Source organism: Burkholderia sp. LK4 (assembly GCF_001043615.1).
Lineage (GTDB): Bacteria > Pseudomonadota > Gammaproteobacteria > Burkholderiales > Burkholderiaceae > Burkholderia > Burkholderia cepacia.
The window spans coordinates 1-22108 of record NZ_LDUL01000075.1 but is presented as its reverse complement, the minus strand read 5'-3'; the positions used below and the strand labels follow the sequence as shown (position 1 = coordinate 22108).

Genomic DNA, 22108 nt, shown 5'->3' with positions numbered 1-22108 from the left:
GATGGAATGCGTGTTTTGCCGTGAAGACGGCGGCGAGGTGCTCTGGCAGGACGATGCGCTGCGCGTCGTCCTCGCGACGGGCGAGCACGAGTATCCGGGCTTCTGCCGGGTGATCTGGGGCACGCACGTGGCCGAGTTCTCCGATCTCGGCGAGCCCGAGCGGGCCCACCTGATGCGCGTGGTCTACGCGGTCGAGCGGGCCGTGCGCCGCGTGATGCAGCCGAACAAGGTGAATCTCGCGAGCCTTGGCAACATGGTGCCGCACGTGCACTGGCACGTGATCCCGCGCTTTTCCAACGATGCCCATTTTCCGCAGCCCGTCTGGGCGCCGCGCCAGCGCAGCGTGTCCGAGGCGCTGCTGCGCACGCGCGCGGCGCAGGCCTCGCTGCTGCACAATGCGGTGCGCGAGGAAATTCAACGCATGACCGATTCGAGGCAGCCATGAGCGGTTTGACTTCCACGACGCCGATTCCGTCCGGCGTCGTCGTGCACGCGGTATCGCGCGTGCTCGAATTGCAGTACCCGAACGGTGAAAGCTACCGGATTCCGTTCGAGCTGATGCGCGTGTATTCGCCGTCCGCCGAGGTGCGCGGCCACGGGCCCGGCCAGGAGACGCTGCAGACCGGCAAGCGCGAGGTGACGATCACCGCGCTCGAGGGCGTCGGCAACTACGCGCTGCAGCCGACGTTTTCCGACGGCCATTCGACCGGCATCTACTCGTGGGACCTGCTGTACGAGCTGGCCACGCAGCAGGACGCGCTGTGGCGCGACTATTTCGACAAACTGAAGGCGGCGGGCGTCGAGCGCGACGCCCCGATGCAGGCGGCCTCCGCGTCGCACGGCCACTGCCACTGAAATTCGACGGCGCCCGCTCGGCGCCGTCTTGCCATTTACTGAGGATCAACGCGATGAGCAAAACCCACTTCGGCTTCGAAAGCGTCGAGGAAAACGAAAAAGCGAAGAAAGTGGCGGGTGTGTTCCATTCGGTCGCGAGCAACTACGATCTGATGAACGACCTGATGTCGGCGGGCATGCACCGCGCGTGGAAGGCGTTCACGATCGCGCAGGCGAACGTACGTCCCGGCTTCAAGGTGCTCGACATCGCGGCCGGCACCGGCGACCTGACCAAGGCGTTCGCGAAGGCAGCCGGGCCGACGGGCGAGGTCTGGCACACGGACATCAACGAATCGATGCTGCGCGTCGGTCGCGACCGGCTGCTCGACAAGGGCATCGTGACGCCGTCGCTGCTGTGCGACGCGGAGAAAATTCCCTTTCCGGACAACCACTTCGATCTGGTCACGGTCGCGTTCGGGCTGCGCAACATGACGCACAAGGATGCCGCGCTGGCGGAGATGCGCCGCGTGACGAAGCCCGGCGGCCGCGTGATGGTGCTGGAATTCTCGAAAGTCTGGGATCCGCTGAAAAAGGCGTACGATCTGTATTCTTTCAAAGTATTACCGTGGCTTGGCGACAAGTTCGCGAAAGATGCTGAAAGTTACCGGTATCTTGCTGAATCTATCCGGATGCACCCCGATCAGGACACGCTGAAGACGATGATGGAACAAGCGGGCCTCGATGCCGTCAAATATTACAATTTGTCAGGTGGCGTGGTAGCTTTACACATGGGAGCCAAGTACTAAGGGGCTCTTTCCATACATTTGTCTTACATCTGGAGAAGCTGATGTCCGAAACGCGTTCGTTGTTCAACCGTAGCAAGCCGTCGAAGCCGTGGGCTCGACGAGTCGGCACGCTGCTGATGGTCGGCCTGCTCACGGCCGGCACGTTCGCATCGCTCGACGCTGAAGCCAAGCGCATGGGCGGCGGGCGCAGCATCGGCCGCCAGAATTCCACCGTCACGCAGCGTCAGGCCACGCCGCCGGCGCAGCAGCCGATGCAGCAGGCCGCGCCGTCGCAGGCGCAGCGTGCGAACCCGGCCGCGCCCGCGCCGGCCGCGCAGCCCAACCGCTCGCGCTGGCTCGGGCCGATCGCCGGCCTCGCGGCCGGTCTCGGTATCGCGGCGCTGCTGTCGCACTTCGGCCTGGGCGGCGCATTCGCGAGCATGATGGCGAACGTCATCGTGATCGCGCTGCTCGCGATGGTCGGCATCTGGCTGATCCGCAAGTTCATGAACCGCCGTCGTCCGCAGGAGCCGGCATACTCGGTCGGCGGCTCGGCGTCGTCGTCGGGTGGCTACTCGCAGAGCCCGTCGTTCCAGCAGGGCGGTACCGGCAGCAACTATGCAGGTAGCGGCAGCAGCTACGCGAACGAAGCGCAAGGCGTGTTCGGCGGCGGTGCCGCGGCCACAGGCGCGGCAGCGGCGGCGGCAGCACCGCTCCAGGTGCCGGCCGGCTTCGACACCGAAGCGTTCCTGCGCAGCTCGAAGGTTTATTTCGTGCGCCTGCAGGCTGCGTGGGACCAGGGCAACCTGGCCGACATCCGCGAGTTCACGACGCCCGAAATGTTCGCCGAGATCAAGATCGACCTCGATTCGCGCGGCAACGAGTCGAACCAGACCGACGTCGTGCAGCTCGACGCGGAACTGGTCGCGATCGAGGATCGCGGCATCGAGCAGTCGGCGAGCGTGCGTTTCCACGGCCTGATCCGCGAATCGGCGAATGCGTCGGCCGCGCCGTTCGACGAGGTGTGGAACCTGTCGAAGTCGGGCAGTCAGGGCTGGCTGCTCGCGGGCATCCAGCAGATCAACACGCACTGAGCGTGTCCGGCGGCCACGCCGCCGGACATCCGGGCAACGGCCGTCGCACTGCGACCGCTTGCCGCCCGGGTGTGCGGTCAGGCACGGCCTGCCGACGATCCGACGTTACAATAGAAACCCGCGTGGGCGCCCGGCCTGCGCGGGTTTTTTCTTTCCCAGCCCGATGACCTTTGCCGCCAAGCCTTTTGCTGCTGCCGTCAATCACCTGCTCGCCCGCGAATCGTGGGCGCGCGACCGCCTGATTCCGTATGCGGGCAAGACTGCCCGGATCGACGTGCCTCCCGTTACGCTCACGCTGCTGGTGCAGCCCGACGGCTATCTGTCGGCCGTCGACGCGCACGATGCGCAACAGGTCGACGTGTCGATCGCGCTCGCGGGTGACACGGTCGCCGCGTTCCTGCAGGGCGGCCAGGCGGCCGTGATGAAGCACGTGAAGATCGAGGGCGATGCGGAGTTCGCGACGCAGATCGCGAAGCTGGCCGAGCACCTGCGCTGGGAACCTGAAGAAGATCTCGCGAAGCTGGTCGGCGACGCGGCGGCCTACCGGATCGCGACGGTCGTGCGCGACGCCGGCGCGCGCGCGCGACGTACCGGCCGCAACGTGCTCGATTCCGTCGCCGAATACTGGCTCGACGAGAACCCGCAAGTCGTCCGCCGCGCGTCGCTCGGCGGCTTCGACGCCGAACTGGCGCGCGCACGCGATGCGCTCGCGCGGGTCGAAAAGCGGGTCGAGCGACTCGAACAAAAAATCGGCGCGCGCACGGGTTCCGGCCCGCGCGGCGCGCACTGAGGGCCGCAGGGCATGCGCATTTTCCGTTTCATCAAGATTGTCTACACCGTCATCCGCTTTGGTCTCGACGAAGTGATGCTGTCCCGGATCGACGACCGGCGCGTGAAGCTGCTGCTGCGGATCACGACGATCGGCCGCCGTTATTCCGATCCGCCTGCGGTGCGGCTGCGCCATGCGCTCGAAAGCCTCGGCCCGATCTTCGTCAAGTTCGGCCAGGTGCTGTCGACGCGCCGCGACCTGCTGTCGGTCGATTTCGCGAACGAACTCGCGAAGCTGCAGGACCAGGTGCCGCCGTTCGATTCCGCGGTCGCGATCGGGATCATCGAGAAGTCGCTCGGTGCGCCGGTCGACGAGCTGTTCGACGAATTCGAGCGAGAGCCGGTCGCGAGCGCGTCGATCGCACAGGTGCATTTCGCGAAGCTCAAGCAGGGCCAGCACGCGGGCAAGGCCGTCGCCGTCAAGGTGCTGCGCCCGAACATGCTGTCCGTGATCGATTCCGACCTCGCGCTGATGCGCGACATCGCGATCTGGACCGAGCGCATGTGGGCCGACGGCCGGCGCCTGAAGCCGCGCGAAGTCGTCGCCGAGTTCGACAAGTACCTGCACGACGAGCTCGACCTGATGCGCGAGGCCGCCAACGGCAGCCAGCTGCGCCGCAACTTCGCGGGCCTCGACCTGCTGCTCGTGCCCGAGATGTTCTGGGATTTCTCGACGTCGCAGGTGCTCGTGATGGAGCGCATGACCGGCGTGCCGATCAGCCAGGTCGAGACGCTGCGCTCGGCCGGTGTCGACATCAAGAAGCTCGCGCGCGAAGGCGTCGAGATCTTCTTCACGCAGGTGTTCCGCGACGGCTTCTTCCACGCGGACATGCACCCGGGCAACATCCAGGTGAGCCTCGATCCGAGCACGTTCGGACGCTATATCGCGCTCGATTTCGGGATCGTCGGCGCGCTGTCCGATTTCGACAAGAACTACCTCGCGCAGAACTTCCTCGCGTTCTTCAAGCGCGACTACCACCGCGTCGCGACGCTCCACCTCGAATCGGGCTGGGTGCCGCCCGAGACGCGCGTCGAGGAGCTCGAAAGCGCGATCCGAGCGGTGTGCGAGCCGTATTTCGATCGTGCGCTGAAGGACATCTCGCTCGGCCAGGTGCTGATGCGCCTGTTCTCGACGTCGCGCCGCTTCAACGTCGAGATCCAGCCGCAGCTCGTGCTGCTGCAGAAGACGATGCTGAACGTCGAGGGGCTCGGCCGATCGCTCGACCCCGAGCTCGACCTGTGGAAGACCGCGAAGCCGTACCTCGAGCGCTGGATGACCGAGCAGATCGGCCTGCGCGGCTGGTACGAGCGCTTCAAGGTCGAGGCGCCGCAGTGGAGCAAGACGCTGCCGCAACTGCCGCGCCTGATCCATCATGCGATGGCGGCGCGCCACGACGCGCCGCGCGCGGCGAGCGAGGACCTGATGCGCCAGATTCTCGTCGAGCAGAAGCGGACGAACCGGCTGCTGCAGGCGCTGCTGATCTTCGGTCTCGCCGTCGGCGTCGGGGCGCTCGTTGCGCGCGTGCTGCTCGCGCTCGCGTACGGCACATGACCGAAAGGAGCAGGGCGATGTCCGATCCGAAGCAACCGTCCACACCGGCAGCCGCCGATTTCGCGACGCGCGATCCCGGTAACGCATCGTTCTGGGACGAACGTTTCGAGCGTGGCGTGACGCCGTGGGAATTCGGTGGCGTGCCCGACGGGTTTCGCGTGTTCGCGCACCGGCTCGAGCCGTGCGCGGTGCTGATTCCCGGCTGTGGCAGTGCGCAGGAGGCCGGGTGGCTCGCGCAGGCCGGCTGGCCCGTGCGTGCGATCGATTTCTCTGCGCAGGCAGTGGCCGTTGCGAAAGCGCAGCTCGGCGTGCACGCGGAAGTCGTCGAGCAGGCCGATTTCTTTTCGTACCGGCCGCCGTTCGACGTGCAGTGGGTGTACGAGCGCGCGTTCCTGTGCGCGCTGCCGCCGGCCATGCGCGCCGGCTACGCGGCACGCATGGCCGAGCTGCTGCCCGTGGACGGATTGCTGGCCGGCTATTTTTTCCTGATGGCGAAACCGAAGGGGCCGCCGTTCGGGATCGAGCGTGCCGAACTCGATGCGCTGCTCACGCCGCACTTCGAACTGATCGAGGATTTGCCGGTGACCGATTCGCTGCCCGTGTTCGAAGGTCACGAGCGCTGGCTTACGTGGCGCCGTCGCTGATGCGCAGGTGTCGCGGCCATTGCCGGAGCGCGGCAGGGTTTCGGCTATAATTCAAGGTTTTGCAAGCTGTTTCCAGTTTCCGCGGGAAAAATATCATGCCGATCTACGCCTATCGATGCGAAGCGTGTGGTTTCGCGAAGGACGTGCTCCAGAAGATGAGCGATGCGCCGCTGTCGCAGTGCCCTGAATGCGGGAAGGATGCATTCCGCAAGCAGGTCACTGCGGCGGGCTTCCAGCTGAAGGGTTCGGGTTGGTATGTCACCGATTTCCGCGGCGGTTCGGGCGGCACCAGCGCGCCGGCGACGGCGTCGGGCGACGCAGCGCCGGCCGCACCGGCGGAAGCCGCGCCCGCCGCGGCCGCGCCGGCTGCATCGAGCAGTTCCGAAAGCACGACGACGAGCGCTGCGCCTGCCCCGGCAGCCGCGCCCGCCGCCAGCAGTTGACCGTCGCGGCCCGGCCGGGCTGCGACCAACCCGCGCCGCCGGCGCGGTTCATTGACGGCAGATGATGAAAAAGACGACCCTGAAATCGGTGTTTCTGACCGGCCTGCTGGTTCTCGTCCCGCTCGCGATCACGCTGTGGGTGCTCGGTCTCATCATCGGCACGATGGACCAGACACTGCTGCTGCTGCCCGAATCGTGGCAACCCGAGCGGATGCTCGGCTTCCACTTGCCGGGGATCGGCGCGGTGCTGACGCTCGCGTTCATCTTCGTCGTCGGGCTGGCCACGCAGAACTTCATCGGCCAGAAGCTCGTCACGTGGTGGAACGCCGTGGTGCGTCACATCCCGGTCGTCGGGCCGATCTACACGAGCGTCAAGCAGGTGTCGGACACGCTGCTGTCGAGCAGCGGCAATGCGTTCCGCAAGGCGCTGCTGATCGAATACCCGCGTCGCGGCTCGTATACGATCGCGTTTCTGACCGGCACGCCGGGCGGCGACGTGCTCAATCATCTGACGGAAGAATACGTGAGCGTCTATATTCCGACGACGCCGAACCCGACGTCGGGCTTCTTCCTGATGCTGCCGAAGAGCGAAGTCATCGAACTCGACATGTCGGTCGATGCCGCGCTCAAGTACATCGTCTCGATGGGCGTGGTGGCGCCCCCGGCGCCGGTTCCGGCGCCTGCGCGCCGCCCCGTCGAGCCGCCGCTGTAAGTAAAGAATCATCGCCCGGGCCGCGCGTTGCGGCGCCCGTTGATCAAACCGAACGAAAGCAAACATCATGTCGATGCGTACTGAATACTGCGGTCTCGTGACCGAACACCTGCTGGGCCAAACCGTGTCGCTGTGCGGCTGGGTGCAGCGCCGCCGCGATCACGGCGGTGTGATCTTCATCGACCTGCGCGATCGTGAAGGCCTCGTGCAGGTGGTGTGCGACCCGGATCGCGCGGAAATGTTCGCGACCGCCGAAGGCGTGCGCAACGAGTTCTGCGTGCAGATCAAGGGCCTCGTGCGCAACCGTCCGGATGGCACGGTCAACGCCGGCCTGAAGAGCGGCAAGATCGAAGTGCTGTGTCACGAACTGAACGTGCTGAATGCGTCGGTCACGCCGCCGTTCCAGCTCGACGACGACAACCTGTCGGAAACGACGCGCCTCACGCACCGCGTGCTCGACCTGCGCCGCCCGCAGATGCAGCACAACCTGCGCCTGCGCTACCGCGTCGCGATCGAAGCGCGCAAGTACCTCGACGAGCAGGGCTTCATCGACATCGAAACGCCGATGCTGACGAAGAGCACGCCGGAAGGCGCGCGCGACTACCTCGTGCCGTCGCGCGTGAACGCGGGCCAGTTCTTTGCGCTGCCGCAGTCGCCGCAGCTGTTCAAGCAGCTGCTGATGGTCGCGAACTTCGACCGTTACTACCAGATCACCAAGTGCTTCCGCGACGAAGACCTCCGTGCCGACCGTCAGCCGGAATTCACGCAGATCGACTGCGAAACGTCGTTCCTCGGCGAGCAGGAAATCCGTGACCTGTTCGAAGACATGATCCGTCACATCTTCAAGACGACGATCGACGTCGAGCTCGACGCGAAATTCCCGGTGATGCCGTACTCGGAAGCGATGGCGCGTTTCGGTTCGGACAAGCCGGACCTGCGTGTGCAGCTCGAATTCACCGAGCTGACCGACGCGATGAAGGACGTCGACTTCAAGGTGTTCAGCACGCCGGCCAACGCGAAGGACGGTCGAGTCGCGGCGCTGCGCGTGCCGAAGGGTGGCGAGCTGTCGCGCGGCGACATCGACGGCTACACCGAATTCGTGCGCATCTACGGCGCGAAGGGCCTCGCATGGATCAAGGTCAACGAGAAGGCGAAGGGCCGTGACGGCCTGCAGAGCCCGATCGTCAAGAACCTGCACGACGCGTCGATCGCGGCGATCCTCGAGCGCACCGGCGCCGAAGACGGCGACATCATCTTCTTCGCGGCCGACCGCGCGAAGGTCGTCAACGACAGCCTCGGCGCGCTGCGCCTGAAGATCGGCCATTCGGAATTCGGCAAGGCGAACGGTCTGGTCCAGGCCGGCTGGAAGCCGCTGTGGGTCGTCGACTTCCCGATGTTCGAATACGACGACGAAGATGCGCGCTACGTCGCTGCGCACCACCCGTTCACGAGCCCGAAGGACGAGCACCTCGAGTACCTCGAGACCGACCCGGGCCGCTGCCTCGCGAAGGCCTACGACATGGTGCTGAACGGCTGGGAAATCGGCGGCGGCTCGGTGCGTATCTATCAGGAGGAAGTGCAGAGCAAGGTGTTCCGTGCGCTGAAGATCGGTGCGGAAGAGGCTCAGCTCAAGTTCGGCTTCCTGCTGGATGCACTGCAGTACGGCGCGCCGCCGCACGGCGGTATCGCGTTCGGTCTCGACCGCATCGTCACGATGATGGCCGGCGCCGATTCGATCCGCGACGTGATCGCGTTCCCGAAGACGCAACGTGCGCAGGATCTGCTCACGCAGGCACCGAGCCCGGTCGACGAGCGTCAACTGCGCGAACTGCACATCCGCCTGCGTCAGCCGGAACAGCCGAAGGCGTAACGCGCTTCGCATCCGGTCGTGTGTGCGTTCGCGCGCACACGACGCTCATGAAAAAGGCGCAGCGATGCGCCTTTTTCGTTTTTTGCGGTACAGTCGCAGCACTTGCCGCCCGTTCGGAGCCTGTGCCCGGCGCGCGGCCCCGTGCTGCATGAAACAAAGATGACGAAGCCGCCGAAAATCCCCGAATCCGTTCTTGTCGTGATCTACACGCCCGACCTCGATGTGCTCGTGATCAAGCGTGCCGACCAGCCCGATTTCTGGCAATCGGTGACCGGCTCGAAGGACGCGCTCGACGAGCCGCTCGCGGTCACCGCCGCGCGCGAAGTGGCCGAGGAAACCGGCATCGCGATCGGCACCGCGGATGTGCCGGCCAGCGCGCTCGTCGACTGGCGCCACCGGATCGAGTACACGATCTATCCGCAATACCTGCACCGCTATGCACCGGGCGTCACGCGCAACACCGAGCACTGGTTCGGCCTGTGCGTGCCGCATCGCGTCGACGTGACGCTGTCGCCGCGCGAGCACGTCGACCATGCGTGGCTCCCGTTCCGCGAGGCGGCCGCGCGCTGCTTCTCGCCGTCGAATGCCGAGGCGATCCTGCAATTGCCCGCGCGCGTGGCACTGTCGCGCGCGCCGCACGGCTCGTCCGCATGACGGCGGAAGCCCGCAAGCGCTTCGCGCAATTGCGGCAGATGTTCCTGCAGGAACGCGGTTCCGCGTCGCGGCTCGCCTTTACGTCGGGCAACACCGTGCGGCTGTGCGAGAGCGGCGGCGCGTTCTTCCGGGCACTGATCGAGCGGATCGATGCCGCCCGCGAGCAGGTGATGCTCGAAACCTACATCTTCTGCGACGACGCGGCCGGCCGGCCGGTGTCGGACGCGCTGATCCGCGCGGCGCAGCGCGGCGTGCGCGTGCGCGTGATCACCGACGGCATCGGCACCGCGCGCCTGCCGCTGTTCGACACGTGGGTGGCGGCCGGCGTCGAGCACTGCATCTACAACCGTTTCCTGTTCGGCCGCTTCGGTTTCTCGCGCACGCATCGCAAGCTCGCGGTGATCGATCACGCGGTTGCATTCTGCGGCGGCATCAATATCGTCGACGACTACGCGCAGGGCGGCACGACGCTGCCGTTTCCGCGCTGGGATTTCGCGGTCGAGATGGCGGGGCCCGCGGTGTCCGACGTGCGCGCCGCTTTCGAATTGCAGTGGCACCGGATCATGTTCGGCCACAAGCCCTATGCGCAATACGCAGCCGGGCTGCATGGCGGGGAAGCGTTCCCCGACATGTTCCGGCGCTGGATGCGCAGCCATCGCTGGATCAAGGCCGGCGCGCTGCGGGTCGTGACTGAGCCGAGCGTCGCGTTCGTCGCGCGTGACAACGTCGTGAACCGTCGCGCGATCGAGAAGGCGTACCTCGCGGCGATCGGCCAGGCGCGCCAGCGGATCCTGCTGGCCAATCCGTATTTCATGCCGGGGCGCAAGCTGCGCCGAGCGCTGACGGGCGCCGCGCGGCGCGGCGTCGATGTGCGGATCCTGATCGGCCGCAAGGAATTCGCGGCACTCGATACGGCCGTGCCGTTCCTGTATCACGCGCTGCTGCGCGCGGGCGTGCGCGTGGCCGAGTACGACAGGACGATGCTGCACGGCAAGGTGGCCGTGATCGACGACAACTGGGCGACGGTCGGTTCGTCGAATCTGGACGCGCTGAGCCTGATGTTGAACAATGAGGCGAATGTCGTGCTGGTGCGCTACGATGCTGTCACGAACGAACTGCGCGACGCGATCGCGGCCGCGTTCGCCGACGGTCGCGAAATCGACCCCGCCCGATTCGCTGCGCGCCCGCGCATCGAGCGCATGCTGAACTGGCTCGCCTATACGGCGTATCGCGTCGTGATGAAGGCGCTGACGGTCGGCGGTTACGACTGACACAGACTCAGTATTCGCTTCAAAATATCTGTCCGCACGTTCGTGCGGAAAAGCCGCTCCGGTCCCGCCGGAATCGCGCAAAATAGCGGCTCGGTTAGACACCGGTTTCTAATAATTTCCTTGTTTCGCGAGCGGCCGCACTCAATAATAGTACGGCCGTTCGATTTTATTCGAACCCCCGAACGGTTACAGAAATAGCTATGCGAAAAGGCGAACAGACGCGTGCCGCGATACTTGAAGCTGCTTTGGACCTCGCCAGCCGTGACGGGCTGGAGGGGCTGACGATCGGCCTGCTGGCCGAGCGCATGCAGATGAGCAAGAGCGGCGTGTTCGCGCACTTCGGATCGCGCGAGGACCTGCAGGTCGAGGTCGTCCGCGAGTATCACCATCGTTTCGAAAACGAGGTGTTCTTTCCGAGCCTGCGCGAGCCGCGCGGCTTGCCGCGCCTTCGGGCGATGCTAGCCCGCTGGACGGAGAAGCGCATCCAGGAGGTGACGACCGGATGCATCTACATCAGCGGGGCCGTCGAGTACGACGACCGGCCTGACAGTCCCGTGCGTGAGCAGTTGATTGCGAGCGTGACGGCCTGGCGTGCCGCGATGCTGCGGGCCATTTCGCAGGCGAAGGAAGAAGGCCATCTGCGTGCGGATACCGATCCGGACCTGATGCTCTTCGAGTTGTACAGCTTCACGCTCGGCCTGCATCACGACGCACGTTTCCTGCATTCGCCGGATGCCGTGCGGCTCACGTGGGCCGCGCTGGAAAAGACGATTGTTTCGTATCAGAGCGAGAGCCGTTAGCGGCGCGTGATCCGCCCGCCAGGAGCTCGAGCCGTTTTGCCCACCTTTGGAGAGAGTCATGGGACAGTACGCCGCGCCGCTGCGCGACATGCAATTCGTGTTGCACGAGCTTCTGAACGTCGAAGCCGAAGTCAAGCAAATGCCCAAGCATGCGGACCTCGACGCCGACACGATCAACCAGGTCCTCGAGGAAGCGGGCAAGTTCTGCTCCGAGGTACTGTTCCCGCTGAACCAGGTCGGCGACCGCGAAGGCTGCACGTATGAAGGCGACGGCGTCGTGAAGACCCCGACCGGCTTCAAGGAGGCCTACCAGCAATACGTCGAGGCCGGCTGGCCGGCGCTCGGCTGCGATCCGGACTACGGCGGCCAGGGCCTGCCCGCGTTCGTGAACAACGCGCTCTACGAAATGCTGAACTCGGCGAACCAGGCATGGACGATGTATCCGGGCCTGTCGCACGGCGCGTACGAATGCCTGCACGCGCACGGCGCGCCGGAACTCCAGAAGCAATACCTGCCGAAGCTCGTGTCGGGCGAATGGACGGGCACGATGTGCCTGACCGAGCCGCACTGCGGCACCGACCTCGGCATCCTGCGCACCAAGGCCGAACCGAACGGTGACGGCTCGTACTCGATCAGCGGCACGAAGATCTTCATCTCGAGCGGCGAGCACGACATGTCGAAGAACATCATCCACCTCGTGCTCGCGCGCCTGCCGGACGCGCCGCAGGGCACGAAGGGGATCTCGCTGTTCATCGTGCCGAAGTTCATTCCGGACGCGTCGGGCGAGCCGGGCGAGCGCAACGGCATCAAGTGCGGCTCGATCGAACACAAGATGGGCATCCACGGCAACTCGACGTGCGTGATGAACCTCGACGGCGCGAAGGGCTGGATGGTCGGCGAGCCGAACAAGGGCTTGAACGCGATGTTCGTGATGATGAATGCCGCGCGTCTCGGCGTCGGCATGCAGGGCCTCGGCCTCACGGAAGTCGCGTACCAGAACTCGCTCACGTACGCGAAGGAACGCCTGCAGATGCGTTCGCTGACGGGACCGAAGGCACCGGACAAGCCGGCCGACCCGATCATCGTGCACCCGGACGTGCGTCGCATGCTGCTCACGCAGAAGGCCTATGCCGAAGGCGCGCGCGCGTTCACGTACTGGTCCGCGCTGCAGATCGACAAGGAGCTGTCGCACGCCGACGAAGCGGTGCGCAAGGAAGCGGCCGATCTCGTCGCGCTGCTCACGCCGATCATCAAGGCGTTCCTGACCGACAACGCGTTCGAGTCGACCAACCACGCGATGCAGATCTACGGCGGCCACGGCTTCATCTCCGAGTGGGGCATGGAGCAGTACGTGCGCGACGCGCGGATCAACATGATCTACGAAGGCACGAACTCGATCCAGTCGCTCGACCTGCTGGGCCGCAAGGTGCTCGGCGACATGGGCGCGAAGCTGAAGAAGTTCGGCAAGCTCGTGACGGAATTCGCGGAAGCCGAAGGCGTGAAGCCGGAGATGGCCGAGTTCATCAACCCGCTCGCCGACATCGGCGACAAGGTGCAGAAGCTGACGATGGAAATCGGCATGAAGGCGATGCAGAACCCCGACGAAGTCGGTGCCGCCGCCGTGCCGTACCTGCGCACCGTCGGCCATCTGGTGTTCTCGTACTTCTGGGCGCGCATGGCACGCCTCGCCCTCGACAAGGAAGCGTCGGGCGATCCGTTCTACAAGTCGAAGCTCGCGACGGCACGCTTCTACTTCGCGCGCCTGCTGCCCGAGACGGCGTCGACGATCCGCGCCGCGCGCGCCGGTTCGAAGACGATGATGGAAGTCGACGAATCGCTGTTCTGACGCGAGTCCGGGCGGGGCGCGAGGCGCGCCGCCCGGATGCATCGGTTCCTGGTACTCACTTCTCCGTGCAGCCCCAACCTCCGCGCTGCACGACACTATCCGGAGACATCCCGTGAGCAATTTCCTGATTCGCAAGGTCGCCGTGCTGGGCGCCGGCGTGATGGGCGCGCAGATCGCCGCGCACCTCATCAACGCGCGCGTGCCGGTGCTGCTGTTCGACCTGCCGGCCAAGGAAGGCCCGAAAAACGCGATCGCGCTGAAGGCGATCGAGAACCTGAAGAAGCTGTCGCCCGCGCCGTTCGGCGTGAAGGACGACGCGAAATACCTCGAAGCCGCGAACTACGAAGACGACATCGCGAAACTCGCCGAGTGCGACGTCGTGATCGAAGCGATCGCCGAGCGGATGGACTGGAAGCACGACCTGTACAAGAAGGTCGCGCCGCACATCGCGCCGAACGCGATCTTCGCGACCAACACGTCGGGCCTGTCGATCACGAAGCTGTCCGAAGGTTTCTCGGACGAGCTGAAGTCGCGCTTCTGCGGCGTGCACTTCTTCAACCCGCCGCGCTACATGCACCTCGTCGAGCTGATTCCGACCGCGCATACGCGCCCGGAGATCCTCGACCAGCTCGAAACCTTCCTGACGAGCATCGTCGGCAAGGGCGTCGTGCGCGCAAAGGACACGCCGAACTTCATCGCGAACCGCGTCGGCATCTTCTCGATCCTCGCGGTGATCACCGAGGCCGCGAAGTTCGGCCTGCGCTTCGACGAAGTCGACGACCTGACGGGCAGCCGCCTCGGCCGCGCGAAGTCGGCGACGTTCCGCACCGCGGACGTGGTCGGCCTCGACACGATGGCGCACGTGATCAAGACGATGCAGGACAACCTCGCCGACGATCCGTTCTTCCCGGTCTACCAGACGCCCGCCGTGCTCGCCGAACTGGTGAAGCAGGGCGCGCTCGGCCAGAAGACGGGCGGCGGTTTCTACAAGAAGGAAGGCAAGGCGATCAAGGTGCTCGACGCGAAGACGGGCACCTACGTCGACTCGGGCGCGAAGGCTGACGAAACGGTCGGCCGCATCCTGAAGCGCCCGCCGGCGGAACGCCTGAAGCTGCTGCGCGAGACGGACCATCCGCACGCGCAGTTCCTGTGGTCGATCTTCCGCGACGTGTTCCACTACATCGGCGTGCATCTCGAGTCGATCGCCGACAACGCGCGCGACGTCGACCTCGCGATCCGCTGGGGCTTCGGCTGGAACGAAGGCCCGTTCGAAGGCTGGCAGGCCGCCGGCTGGAAGCAGGTCGCCGAGTGGGTGCAGGAAGACATCGCGGCCGGCAAGGCGCTCGCGAACGTGCCGCTGCCGTCGTGGGTGCTCGAAGGCGCGGTTGCCGAGAAGGGCGGCGTGCACACGGCCGAAGGCTCGTGGGCACCGGCTGCGAAGCGCTTCGTGCCGCGTTCGGACCTCGCGGTCTACGACAAGCAGGTATTCCGCGCGCCGCTGCTCGGCGAAGCGGGCGCCGATCCGAAGACGTACGGCAAGACGCTGTTCGAGACCGACGCGGTGCGCGCATGGGTCGACGATCGTGCGGGTGAAGACGACGTCGTGATCGTGTCGTTCAAGTCGAAGATGAACACGATCGGACCGAGCGTGATCGACGGCCTCGTGCAGGCGATCGAACTCGCGGAGAAGGACTACAAGGGCGTGGTGATCTGGCAGCCGACGTCGCTGAAGCTCGGCACGCCGGGCGGCCCGTTCTCGGCCGGCGCGAACCTCGAAGAGGCGATGCCCGCGTTCATGATGGGCGGCGCGAAGGGCATCGAGCCGTTCGTGAAGAAGTTCCAGGAAGGCATGCTGCGCGTGAAGTACGCGAACGTGCCGGTCGTCGCGGCCGTGTCGGGCATCGCGCTCGGCGGCGGGTGCGAGCTGATGCTGCACAGCGCGAAGCGCGTCGTGCACGTCGAGAGCTACATCGGCCTCGTCGAAGTGGGTGTCGGCCTCGTGCCGGCGGGCGGCGGCCTGAAGGAAGCGGCGCTGCGCGCAGCGGACGCCGCGACGGCCGCGAACGCGACCACTGACATCCTGAAGTTCGTCACGAAGTCGTTCGAGAACGCGGCGATGGCGAAGGTCTCGGCGTCCGCGCACGATGCACGTGCGATGGGCTACGTGAAGCCGTCCGACACGATCGTCTTCAACGTGTTCGAACTGCTCGACACCGCGAAGAAGGAAGCGCGTGCGCTGGCCGCCACCGGCTACCGCGCACCGCTGCGTGCGAAGGACGTGCCGGTCGCGGGCCGCTCGGCGATCGCGACGATCAAGGCATCGCTCGTCAACATGCGTGACGGCCGCTTCATCAGCGACCACGACTACCTGATCGCGAGCCGCATCGCCGAAGCCGTGTGCGGCGGCGACGTCGAAGCCGGCAGCCTCGTCGACGAGCAGTGGCTGCTCGCACTCGAGCGCCGTGCGTTCGTCGAGCTGCTCGGCACGCAGAAGACGCAGGAACGGATCATGGGTATGTTGCAGACCGGCAAGCCGGTGCGTAACTGAGCGAGCGATAAGGCAAGGAGTCTCAAATGAGCAAACAATTGCAAGACGCATACATCGTCGCCGCCAGCCGCACGCCGATCGGCAAGGCCCCGCGCGGTGTCTTCAAGAACACGCGCCCGGACGAGCTGCTGGTCCACGCGATCAAGTCGGCGGTTGCGCAGGTGCCGGGCTTCGACACGAAGCTGATCGAGGACGCGATCATCGGCTGCGCGATTCCGGAAGCCGAACAGGGCCTGAACGTCGCGCGGATGGGCGCGCTGCTCGCGGGCCTGCCGCAGACGGTCGGCGGCGTGACGGTCAACCGCTTCTGCGCGTCGGGCATCACGGCGCTCGCGATGGCGGCCGACCGCATCCGCGTCGGCGAATCGGACGCGATTTTCGCGGGCGGCTGCGAATCGATGAGCATGGTGCCGATGATGGGCAACAAGCCGTCGATGTCGCCGCACATCTTCGATCGCAATGAAGACTTCGGCATCGCGTACGGGATGGGCCTGACGGCCGAGCGCGTCGCCGAGCAGTGGAAGGTGAGCCGCGAAGACCAGGACGCGTTCTCGGTCGAGTCGCACCGCAAGGCGCTTGCCGCGCAGCAGGCCGGCGAGTTCAACGACGAGATCGCCGCGTACACGATCACCGAGCGTTTCCCGAACCTCGCGACCGGCGAAGTCGACGTGAAGACGCGCGAGATCAAGCTCGACGAAGGTCCGCGCGCGGATACGTCGATCGAAGGCCTCGCGAAGCTGCGCACGGTGTTCGCGAACAAGGGCTCGGTCACGGCCGGCAACAGCTCGCAGACGTCGGACGGCGCGGGCGCGCTGCTCGTCGTGTCGGAGAAGGTGCTGAAGGAATTCAACCTGACGCCGCTCGCGCGCTTCGTGAGCTTCGCGGTGCGCGGCGTGCCGCCGGAAATCATGGGCATCGGCCCGAAGGAAGCGATTCCGGCCGCGTTGAAGGCCGCTGGCCTGAAGCAGGACGATCTCGACTGGATCGAGCTGAACGAAGCGTTCGCCGCGCAATCGCTGGCGGTGATGCGCGACCTCGGCCTCGACCCGTCGAAGGTCAACCCGATGGGCGGCGCGATCGCACTCGGCCACCCGCTCGGCGCGACCGGCGCGATCCGCGCGGCGACCGTCGTGCACGGCCTGCGCCGCCGTAACCTGAAGTACGGGATGGTCACGATGTGCGTCGGCACCGGCATGGGTGCCGCGGGCATCATCGAACGCCTGTAAGCAGGACGCGACGCAAAGCGACGACGGTGCGCGGGCCACAAGCTCGCGCACCGTTTTTTCATTCCGATAGAGGAAAGTCAAGGAGACGGTTGTGGCCGAAATTCAAGTGGAACGCGCCGAAGGCGTGATGACGATCACGATCGCACGCCCGGCGAAGAAGAACGCGCTGACGGCGGCGATGTACCAGACGATGGCCGATGCACTCGCCGACGCGCAGGAAGACAAGGCGATCCGCGTGATCCTGCTGCGCGGCAGCGACGGCAATTTCACCGCGGGGAACGATCTCGAGGATTTCCTGAAGGCGCCGCCGAAGGACGACACCGCTCCGGTGTTCCAGTTCCTTGCACGGATCAGCACCGCGAGCAAGCCGATCGTGGCCGCCGTGCCGGGTCTGGCGATCGGCGTCGGCGTGACGATGCTGCTGCACTGCGATCTGGTGTACGCAGCCGACACCGCGACGTTCTCGCTGCCGTTCGCGCAGCTCGGCCTGTGCCCGGAAGCCGCGTCGAGCGTGCTGCTGCCGCGCCTGGCCGGTCATCAGGTCGCCGCCGAGAAGCTGCTGCTCGGCGAGGCGTTCGATGCGCTGGAAGCGCACCGGATCGGCATCGTCAACCGCGTGCTGCCGGCGGCCGAGCTCGACGCGTTCGCGGCGAAGCAGGCGGCGAAGCTCGCGGCGCTGCCGGCGGCATCGCTGCGCGTGACGAAGGCGCTGCTGAAGGATACGGGCGGTGTGGCGACGTCCGCGCGGATGGCCGAGGAGGCGGGCCACTTCGCCGCGATGCTGCGCGCGCCCGAAGCGCGCGAGGCAATGACGGCGTTCTTCGAGAAGCGCAAGCCGGATTTCCGTCAGTTCGACTGACGGAGCAGGCCGCGCCGGCGATGGCTCGCCGGCGCGCCGCCGCGAACGCGATCAGGCCGTGCCGTAGTCGACGTGGCCGGTTTCGCGGCAGAAGCTGACGAGCCGCAGGCCGGCCGCTTTCGCGATTTCGATCGCGAGCGACGACGGCGCGGAGATCGTCGCGACCATCGGAATGCCGACGCGGGCGGCCTTGCGTACGAGCTCGTAGCTCGCGCGGCTCGACAGGAACACGAAGCCATCGGCCGGGTCGGCGCGCGACAGCACGAGCGAGCCGATCAGCTTGTCGAGCGCGTTGTGGCGGCCGACGTCCTCGAACGCCATCCGGATCGCGCCTGTTGCGTCGCACCACGCGGCCGCGTGCAGGCCGCCCGTGAGCTGCGTGAGCGCCTGATGCGCCGGCAGCGCCTGCGCCGCGCGCGTCAGCGCGTCGGGGGCGAGGCGCGCGAGAAAGCCCGTATCGGGCACGCGCTCGGGCGCGAGGTCGAGCAGGTCGATGCTTTCGATCCCGCATACGCCGCAGCCGGTACGCCCCGCGAGCGCGCGGCGCCGGTCCTTCAGCGCGGCGAACGCCTGCTGGACGACCTCCAGGTGGACCTCCGCATGCGGCAGCGGGGCGTCGGCGTGCAGGATCACCTCGATGTCCTTGATGTCGCTGCCGCGCGCGACGATCCCTTCCGAGATCGCGAAACCGACCGCGAACGCTTCGAGGTCGCACGGCGTACACATCATCACCGCGTGCGAGATGCCGTTGAAGACGAGTGCGACGGGCCATTCCTGGCCCACGTAGTCGTGCGCGGTTTCGACGGCGCCGCCGCGCGTGCGGCGCACGGACAGTTCGATCGCGCCGCGCGGTTCGTCGCGCATTTCACCGGATTCGGTCGGATTCACGAGCACTCCCGTTGATTCGGTGCGCGGGCGGCGGCATTCGTATCCGCCGCCCGCGCGCAGAGGTTCTAAAATACCCCAGGCAAGCCGGCCGCGCCGGCATCCGCCACATCAGGTAACGACCATGGGACTCAGCGACGCTCCACTGTTATTCGCCTTCGAACACGAATCGTCGGAAAACTTCACGTACATTCCGATGATCGTGCGTTTCAATCTCGACCGTTTCGGTCTGCGGATTTCGCTGGAGCAGTGGCAACTGCTGCCGCTCGAGGACCGCAAGCTGCTCGCACGCTTTCCGGCCGACGACGACACCGCGATCGAGCCCAACTTCGATCACGCGCTGTTCGAAATGCTGCGCACGCACGCGGATCTGGAACCCTCGTGGTTCCAGCCGGACGAGCAGCCGGCCTGGCGTGCCACCGACATCGTGCCGGAGTCGCTCGTGCAGCAGAGCGCGCTGGCCGGGCTGACGGCGCCCGGGCTCGCGCAGTGGCAGCAGCTTGCGCCGTTCCAGCGCTACGTGCTGGTGAAGCTGTCGCGCAAGCCGAAGCTGAACCATGATTTCCTGCCCGCGATGCGGGAGTTCGGGCTGACGGCCACGCACTGAGGTGGCCGTGCGCCGCACGGTCGCGGCGCTCGCCGGTCAGAGCGGCGGCAGTTGCCGCGGCTTGCGGTCGGGGCCGGTTGCGACATAGGTGAGCGTCGCTTCGGTGACCTTCACGATTTCGCCCATCAGGCGCATGCGCTGCGCATACACCACGACGTCGACCGTGATCGACGTGTTGCCGGTGCGCGTGATGGTCGCGTAGAAGCTCAGCAGATCGCCGACGAATACCGGCTGCTTGAACACGAACGAGTTGACCGCGACCGTCGCGACGCGGCCGTTCGCGCGCTGGCTCGCGGGGATCGAGCCGGCGATGTCGACCTGCGACATGATCCAGCCGCCGAACACGTCGCCGTGGACGTTCGCGTCGTGCGGCTGCGGGACGACGCGCAGCGCGGGCTGCATCTGCGGGAGTTCGAGGGTCGAATCGGTCATGGCGGGGGCTTTCATCCTGTAATAAATGGGCCGCCGCGCGCAGGCTGGCCGGCGAGGCCGCCGGCAGCGGCGCGAAGCGGCTTCTGCGACAATACAACGTTCGCAAATTGTACGAGAAAGCGCGCGAGCCGGCCGTCGATACACGCGTCGTGCCCCGCCACCGAGACTTCCCCCATGCGCCGATTTCCTGCTTCCGGCGAGCCCGCGCCGGCTTCGACCGGGCCCCGTAACGACTGGCAGACCATCCGGTCGCTGCTGCCGTACCTGACCACCTACAAATGGCGCGTCGCGCTCGCGCTCGCCTGCCTGATCGGCGCGAAAGTCGCGAACCTCGGCGTGCCGGTCGTGATGAAGCGCATCGTCGACCACCTGTCCTACGTGCAGCAGATCACCGCGATCGGCCGCGCGGAGCAATCGGCCGGCATCGTGCTCGCGGGCGGCGTCGGGCTGCTGGTCGTCGCGTATGCGTTCGTGCGGCTGTCGACCTCGCTGTTCACCGAGCTGCGCGAAATCCTGTTCTCGAAGGTCACCGAAAGCGCGGTGCGCCAGCTCGCGCTGCAGGTGTTCCGGCACCTGCACGGGCTGTCGCTGCGGTTCCATCTCGAACGCCAGACGGGCGGCATGTCGCGCGACATCGAGCGCGGCACGCGCGGCATCCAGCAACTGATCTCGTATTCGCTGTACAGCATCCTGCCGACGCTCGTCGAAGTCGGGCTCGTGCTCGGCTTCTTCGTGGTCAAGTACGAGGCCTATTACGCGTACGTCACGTTCGCGGCGCTGGTCACGTACATCGTGTTCACGGTGAAAGTCACCAACTGGCGCACGCATTTCCGCCGCACGATGAACGAACTCGATTCGCGCGCGAACTCACGGGCGATCGATTCGCTGATCAACTACGAGACGGTGAAGTACTTCGGCAACGAGGAGTGGGAAGCGCAGCGCTACGACGAGAACCTGAAGCGCTACCGGAAGGCCGCGATCCGTTCGCAGAATTCGCTGTCGGTGCTGAACTTCGGCCAGCAGGCGATCATCGGCACGGGGCTCGTGTTCATCCTGTGGCGTGCGACGCAGGGCGTGCTCGCGGGCAAGCTGACGCTCGGCGATCTCGTGCTGATCAACACGTTCATGCTGCAGCTGTACATTCCGCTGAACTTTCTCGGCGTCGTCTATCGCGAGCTGAAGCAGAGCCTCACCGACATGGACCGGATGTTCGGGTTGCTGTCGGCCGCGAAGGAAGTGGCCGACCTGCCCGATGCGCGGCCGCTCGCGGTCGCCGGCGCGCAGGTGCGCTTCGAGCACGTGAATTTCGCGTACGAGCCGGCGCGGCCGATCCTGCACGACGTCTCCTTCACGATCGATGCGGGCACGACGACCGCGGTGGTCGGCCACAGCGGCTCCGGGAAGTCGACGCTGTCGCGGCTGCTGTTCCGTTTCTACGATCTCGACCGGCAGGCGGGCGGCGCGATCCGGATCGACGGCCAGGACATCCGCGACGTCACGCAGGATTCGCTGCGTGCGTCGATCGGGATCGTGCCGCAGGACACCGTGCTGTTCAACGACTCGATCTACTACAACATCGCGTACGGCCGGCCGAGCGCGACCCGCGACGAGGTGATCGCGGCCGCGCGCGCCGCGCACATCCACGATTTCATCGAAAGCTTGCCGAAGGGTTATGACACGCCGGTCGGCGAGCGCGGGCTGAAGCTGTCGGGCGGCGAGAAGCAGCGCGTCGCGATCGCGCGCACGCTGTTGAAGGATCCGCCGGTGCTGCTGTTCGACGAGGCGACTTCGGCGCTCGATTCGCGCTCGGAGCGGGCGATCCAGCACGAGCTCGACCAGATCGCGCGGCATCGCACGACGCTCGTGATCGCACACCGGCTGTCGACGGTCGTGCACGCGCAGCAGATCCTCGTGATGGATCACGGGCGGATCGTCGAGCGCGGCACGCACGACGAACTCGTGCGCGCCGACGGGTTGTATGCGCAGATGTGGGCGCTGCAGCAGCAGCGCGCGGCGGCGGGCGGGGAAGAGGCCGAGGCCGCGTAGGCGCGGGTATTGCGCGGTGCGCGGCAGGAACGGGCGGTGTGGTGCCGTCAGGGCCGGGGGACTTGGCGGAGCGTCGGCGACATCGGATCCTGGAGCTTGGTCCGGTGCCGATCGGTCGCGCAGTCGGTGACAAGTCGGGGTATCGACTGCCGAACCGCCGAACCGCCGAACC

Annotated in this window: 21 protein-coding genes; 19 read left to right on the top strand and 2 right to left on the bottom strand. The window is 66.2% G+C overall.

What is annotated here, in order from left to right:
* Window position 1: 1 nt before the first annotated feature.
* From VK92_RS32140 to VK92_RS32060, 17 genes are all read left to right on the top strand, one after another.
* Complete coding sequence (locus tag VK92_RS32140) at window positions 2-445, top strand: HIT family protein (RefSeq protein WP_021161324.1); 444 nt, start codon at window positions 2-4, stop codon at window positions 443-445.
* On the top strand, window positions 442-855 hold the full coding sequence (locus VK92_RS32135) for a gamma-butyrobetaine hydroxylase-like domain-containing protein (RefSeq protein ID WP_021161323.1): 414 nt from the start codon (window positions 442-444) through the stop codon (window positions 853-855). Before VK92_RS32140 ends, VK92_RS32135 begins: the two co-directional genes overlap by 4 nt.
* Window positions 856-908: 53 nt before the next feature.
* A complete protein-coding gene (ubiE, locus tag VK92_RS32130; RefSeq protein WP_048026150.1) occupies window positions 909-1640 on the top strand; it encodes a bifunctional demethylmenaquinone methyltransferase/2-methoxy-6-polyprenyl-1,4-benzoquinol methylase UbiE in 732 nt (243 codons plus the stop codon).
* Window positions 1641-1681: 41 nt separating this feature from the next.
* Window positions 1682-2713, top strand: coding sequence for a Tim44 domain-containing protein (locus VK92_RS32125; protein WP_021161321.1), 1032 nt, complete (start codon window positions 1682-1684; stop codon window positions 2711-2713).
* Between the two features lie 163 nt (window positions 2714-2876).
* Window positions 2877-3503 (top strand): ubiquinone biosynthesis accessory factor UbiJ, encoded by a 627-nt coding sequence (locus tag VK92_RS32120; RefSeq protein ID WP_006487883.1) that lies wholly within the window; start codon window positions 2877-2879, stop codon window positions 3501-3503.
* Window positions 3504-3515: 12 nt separating this feature from the next.
* Window positions 3516-5093 (top strand): ubiquinone biosynthesis regulatory protein kinase UbiB, encoded by a 1578-nt coding sequence (gene ubiB, locus VK92_RS32115; protein WP_048026149.1) that lies wholly within the window; start codon window positions 3516-3518, stop codon window positions 5091-5093.
* A gap of 17 nt (window positions 5094-5110) precedes the next feature.
* Entirely contained in the window at window positions 5111-5737 is a 627-nt protein-coding gene (locus tag VK92_RS32110; protein ID WP_048026148.1) for a methyltransferase domain-containing protein, read from the top strand.
* A 95-nt stretch (window positions 5738-5832) separates the two neighbouring features.
* Entirely contained in the window at window positions 5833-6180 is a 348-nt protein-coding gene (locus VK92_RS32105; RefSeq protein ID WP_027789154.1) for an FmdB family zinc ribbon protein, read from the top strand.
* A 61-nt stretch (window positions 6181-6241) separates the two neighbouring features.
* Window positions 6242-6892 (top strand): DUF502 domain-containing protein, encoded by a 651-nt coding sequence (locus VK92_RS32100; protein WP_021158415.1) that lies wholly within the window; start codon window positions 6242-6244, stop codon window positions 6890-6892.
* Between the two features lie 67 nt (window positions 6893-6959).
* Window positions 6960-8762, top strand: coding sequence for an aspartate--tRNA ligase (aspS, locus tag VK92_RS32095; RefSeq protein WP_021158416.1), 1803 nt, complete (start codon window positions 6960-6962; stop codon window positions 8760-8762).
* Between the two features lie 159 nt (window positions 8763-8921).
* Window positions 8922-9416 (top strand): dihydroneopterin triphosphate diphosphatase, encoded by a 495-nt coding sequence (gene nudB / locus VK92_RS32090; protein ID WP_021158417.1) that lies wholly within the window; start codon window positions 8922-8924, stop codon window positions 9414-9416.
* Window positions 9413-10687, top strand: a complete 1275-nt coding sequence (gene clsB / locus VK92_RS32085) for a cardiolipin synthase ClsB (protein WP_048026147.1) — start codon at window positions 9413-9415, stop codon at window positions 10685-10687. Before nudB ends, clsB begins: the two co-directional genes overlap by 4 nt.
* Window positions 10688-10887: 200 nt before the next feature.
* On the top strand, window positions 10888-11487 hold the full coding sequence (locus VK92_RS32080) for a TetR/AcrR family transcriptional regulator (protein ID WP_006751498.1): 600 nt from the start codon (window positions 10888-10890) through the stop codon (window positions 11485-11487).
* 58 nt (window positions 11488-11545) lie between these two features.
* Window positions 11546-13333: an acyl-CoA dehydrogenase C-terminal domain-containing protein gene (locus VK92_RS32075; protein WP_021158420.1), complete on the top strand. Its 1788-nt coding sequence runs from the start codon at window positions 11546-11548 to the stop codon at window positions 13331-13333.
* A gap of 112 nt (window positions 13334-13445) precedes the next feature.
* The gene (locus tag VK92_RS32070) at window positions 13446-15881 is read left to right on the top strand and encodes a 3-hydroxyacyl-CoA dehydrogenase/enoyl-CoA hydratase family protein (protein ID WP_021158421.1); all 2436 of its coding nucleotides are present in this window, start codon (window positions 13446-13448) and stop codon (window positions 15879-15881) included.
* A gap of 26 nt (window positions 15882-15907) precedes the next feature.
* Window positions 15908-17107, top strand: a complete 1200-nt coding sequence (locus VK92_RS32065; protein ID WP_048026145.1) for an acetyl-CoA C-acyltransferase — start codon at window positions 15908-15910, stop codon at window positions 17105-17107.
* Between the two features lie 91 nt (window positions 17108-17198).
* Complete coding sequence (locus VK92_RS32060; RefSeq protein ID WP_021158423.1) at window positions 17199-17966, top strand: enoyl-CoA hydratase; 768 nt, start codon at window positions 17199-17201, stop codon at window positions 17964-17966.
* A gap of 51 nt (window positions 17967-18017) precedes the next feature.
* On the opposite strand, the gene fdhD is transcribed toward VK92_RS32060, so the two are convergent.
* Window positions 18018-18860 carry a formate dehydrogenase accessory sulfurtransferase FdhD gene (gene fdhD / locus VK92_RS32055; protein WP_375141169.1) on the bottom strand — a complete coding sequence of 281 codons (843 nt, stop codon included), beginning with the start codon at window positions 18858-18860 and terminating at the stop codon, window positions 18018-18020.
* 115 nt (window positions 18861-18975) lie between these two features.
* On the opposite strand from fdhD, the gene VK92_RS32050 reads away from it, so the two are divergent.
* Entirely contained in the window at window positions 18976-19458 is a 483-nt protein-coding gene (locus VK92_RS32050) for a nitrate reductase associated protein (RefSeq protein ID WP_021158425.1), read from the top strand.
* Between the two features lie 36 nt (window positions 19459-19494).
* On the opposite strand, the gene VK92_RS32045 is transcribed toward VK92_RS32050, so the two are convergent.
* A complete protein-coding gene (locus VK92_RS32045; RefSeq protein ID WP_048026143.1) occupies window positions 19495-19890 on the bottom strand; it encodes an acyl-CoA thioesterase in 396 nt (131 codons plus the stop codon).
* Between the two features lie 174 nt (window positions 19891-20064).
* Between VK92_RS32045 and VK92_RS32040 the strand changes: the two genes are divergently transcribed.
* Complete coding sequence (locus VK92_RS32040) at window positions 20065-21936, top strand: ABCB family ABC transporter ATP-binding protein/permease (RefSeq protein ID WP_048026141.1); 1872 nt, start codon at window positions 20065-20067, stop codon at window positions 21934-21936.
* Window positions 21937-22108: the final 172 nt, after the last annotated feature.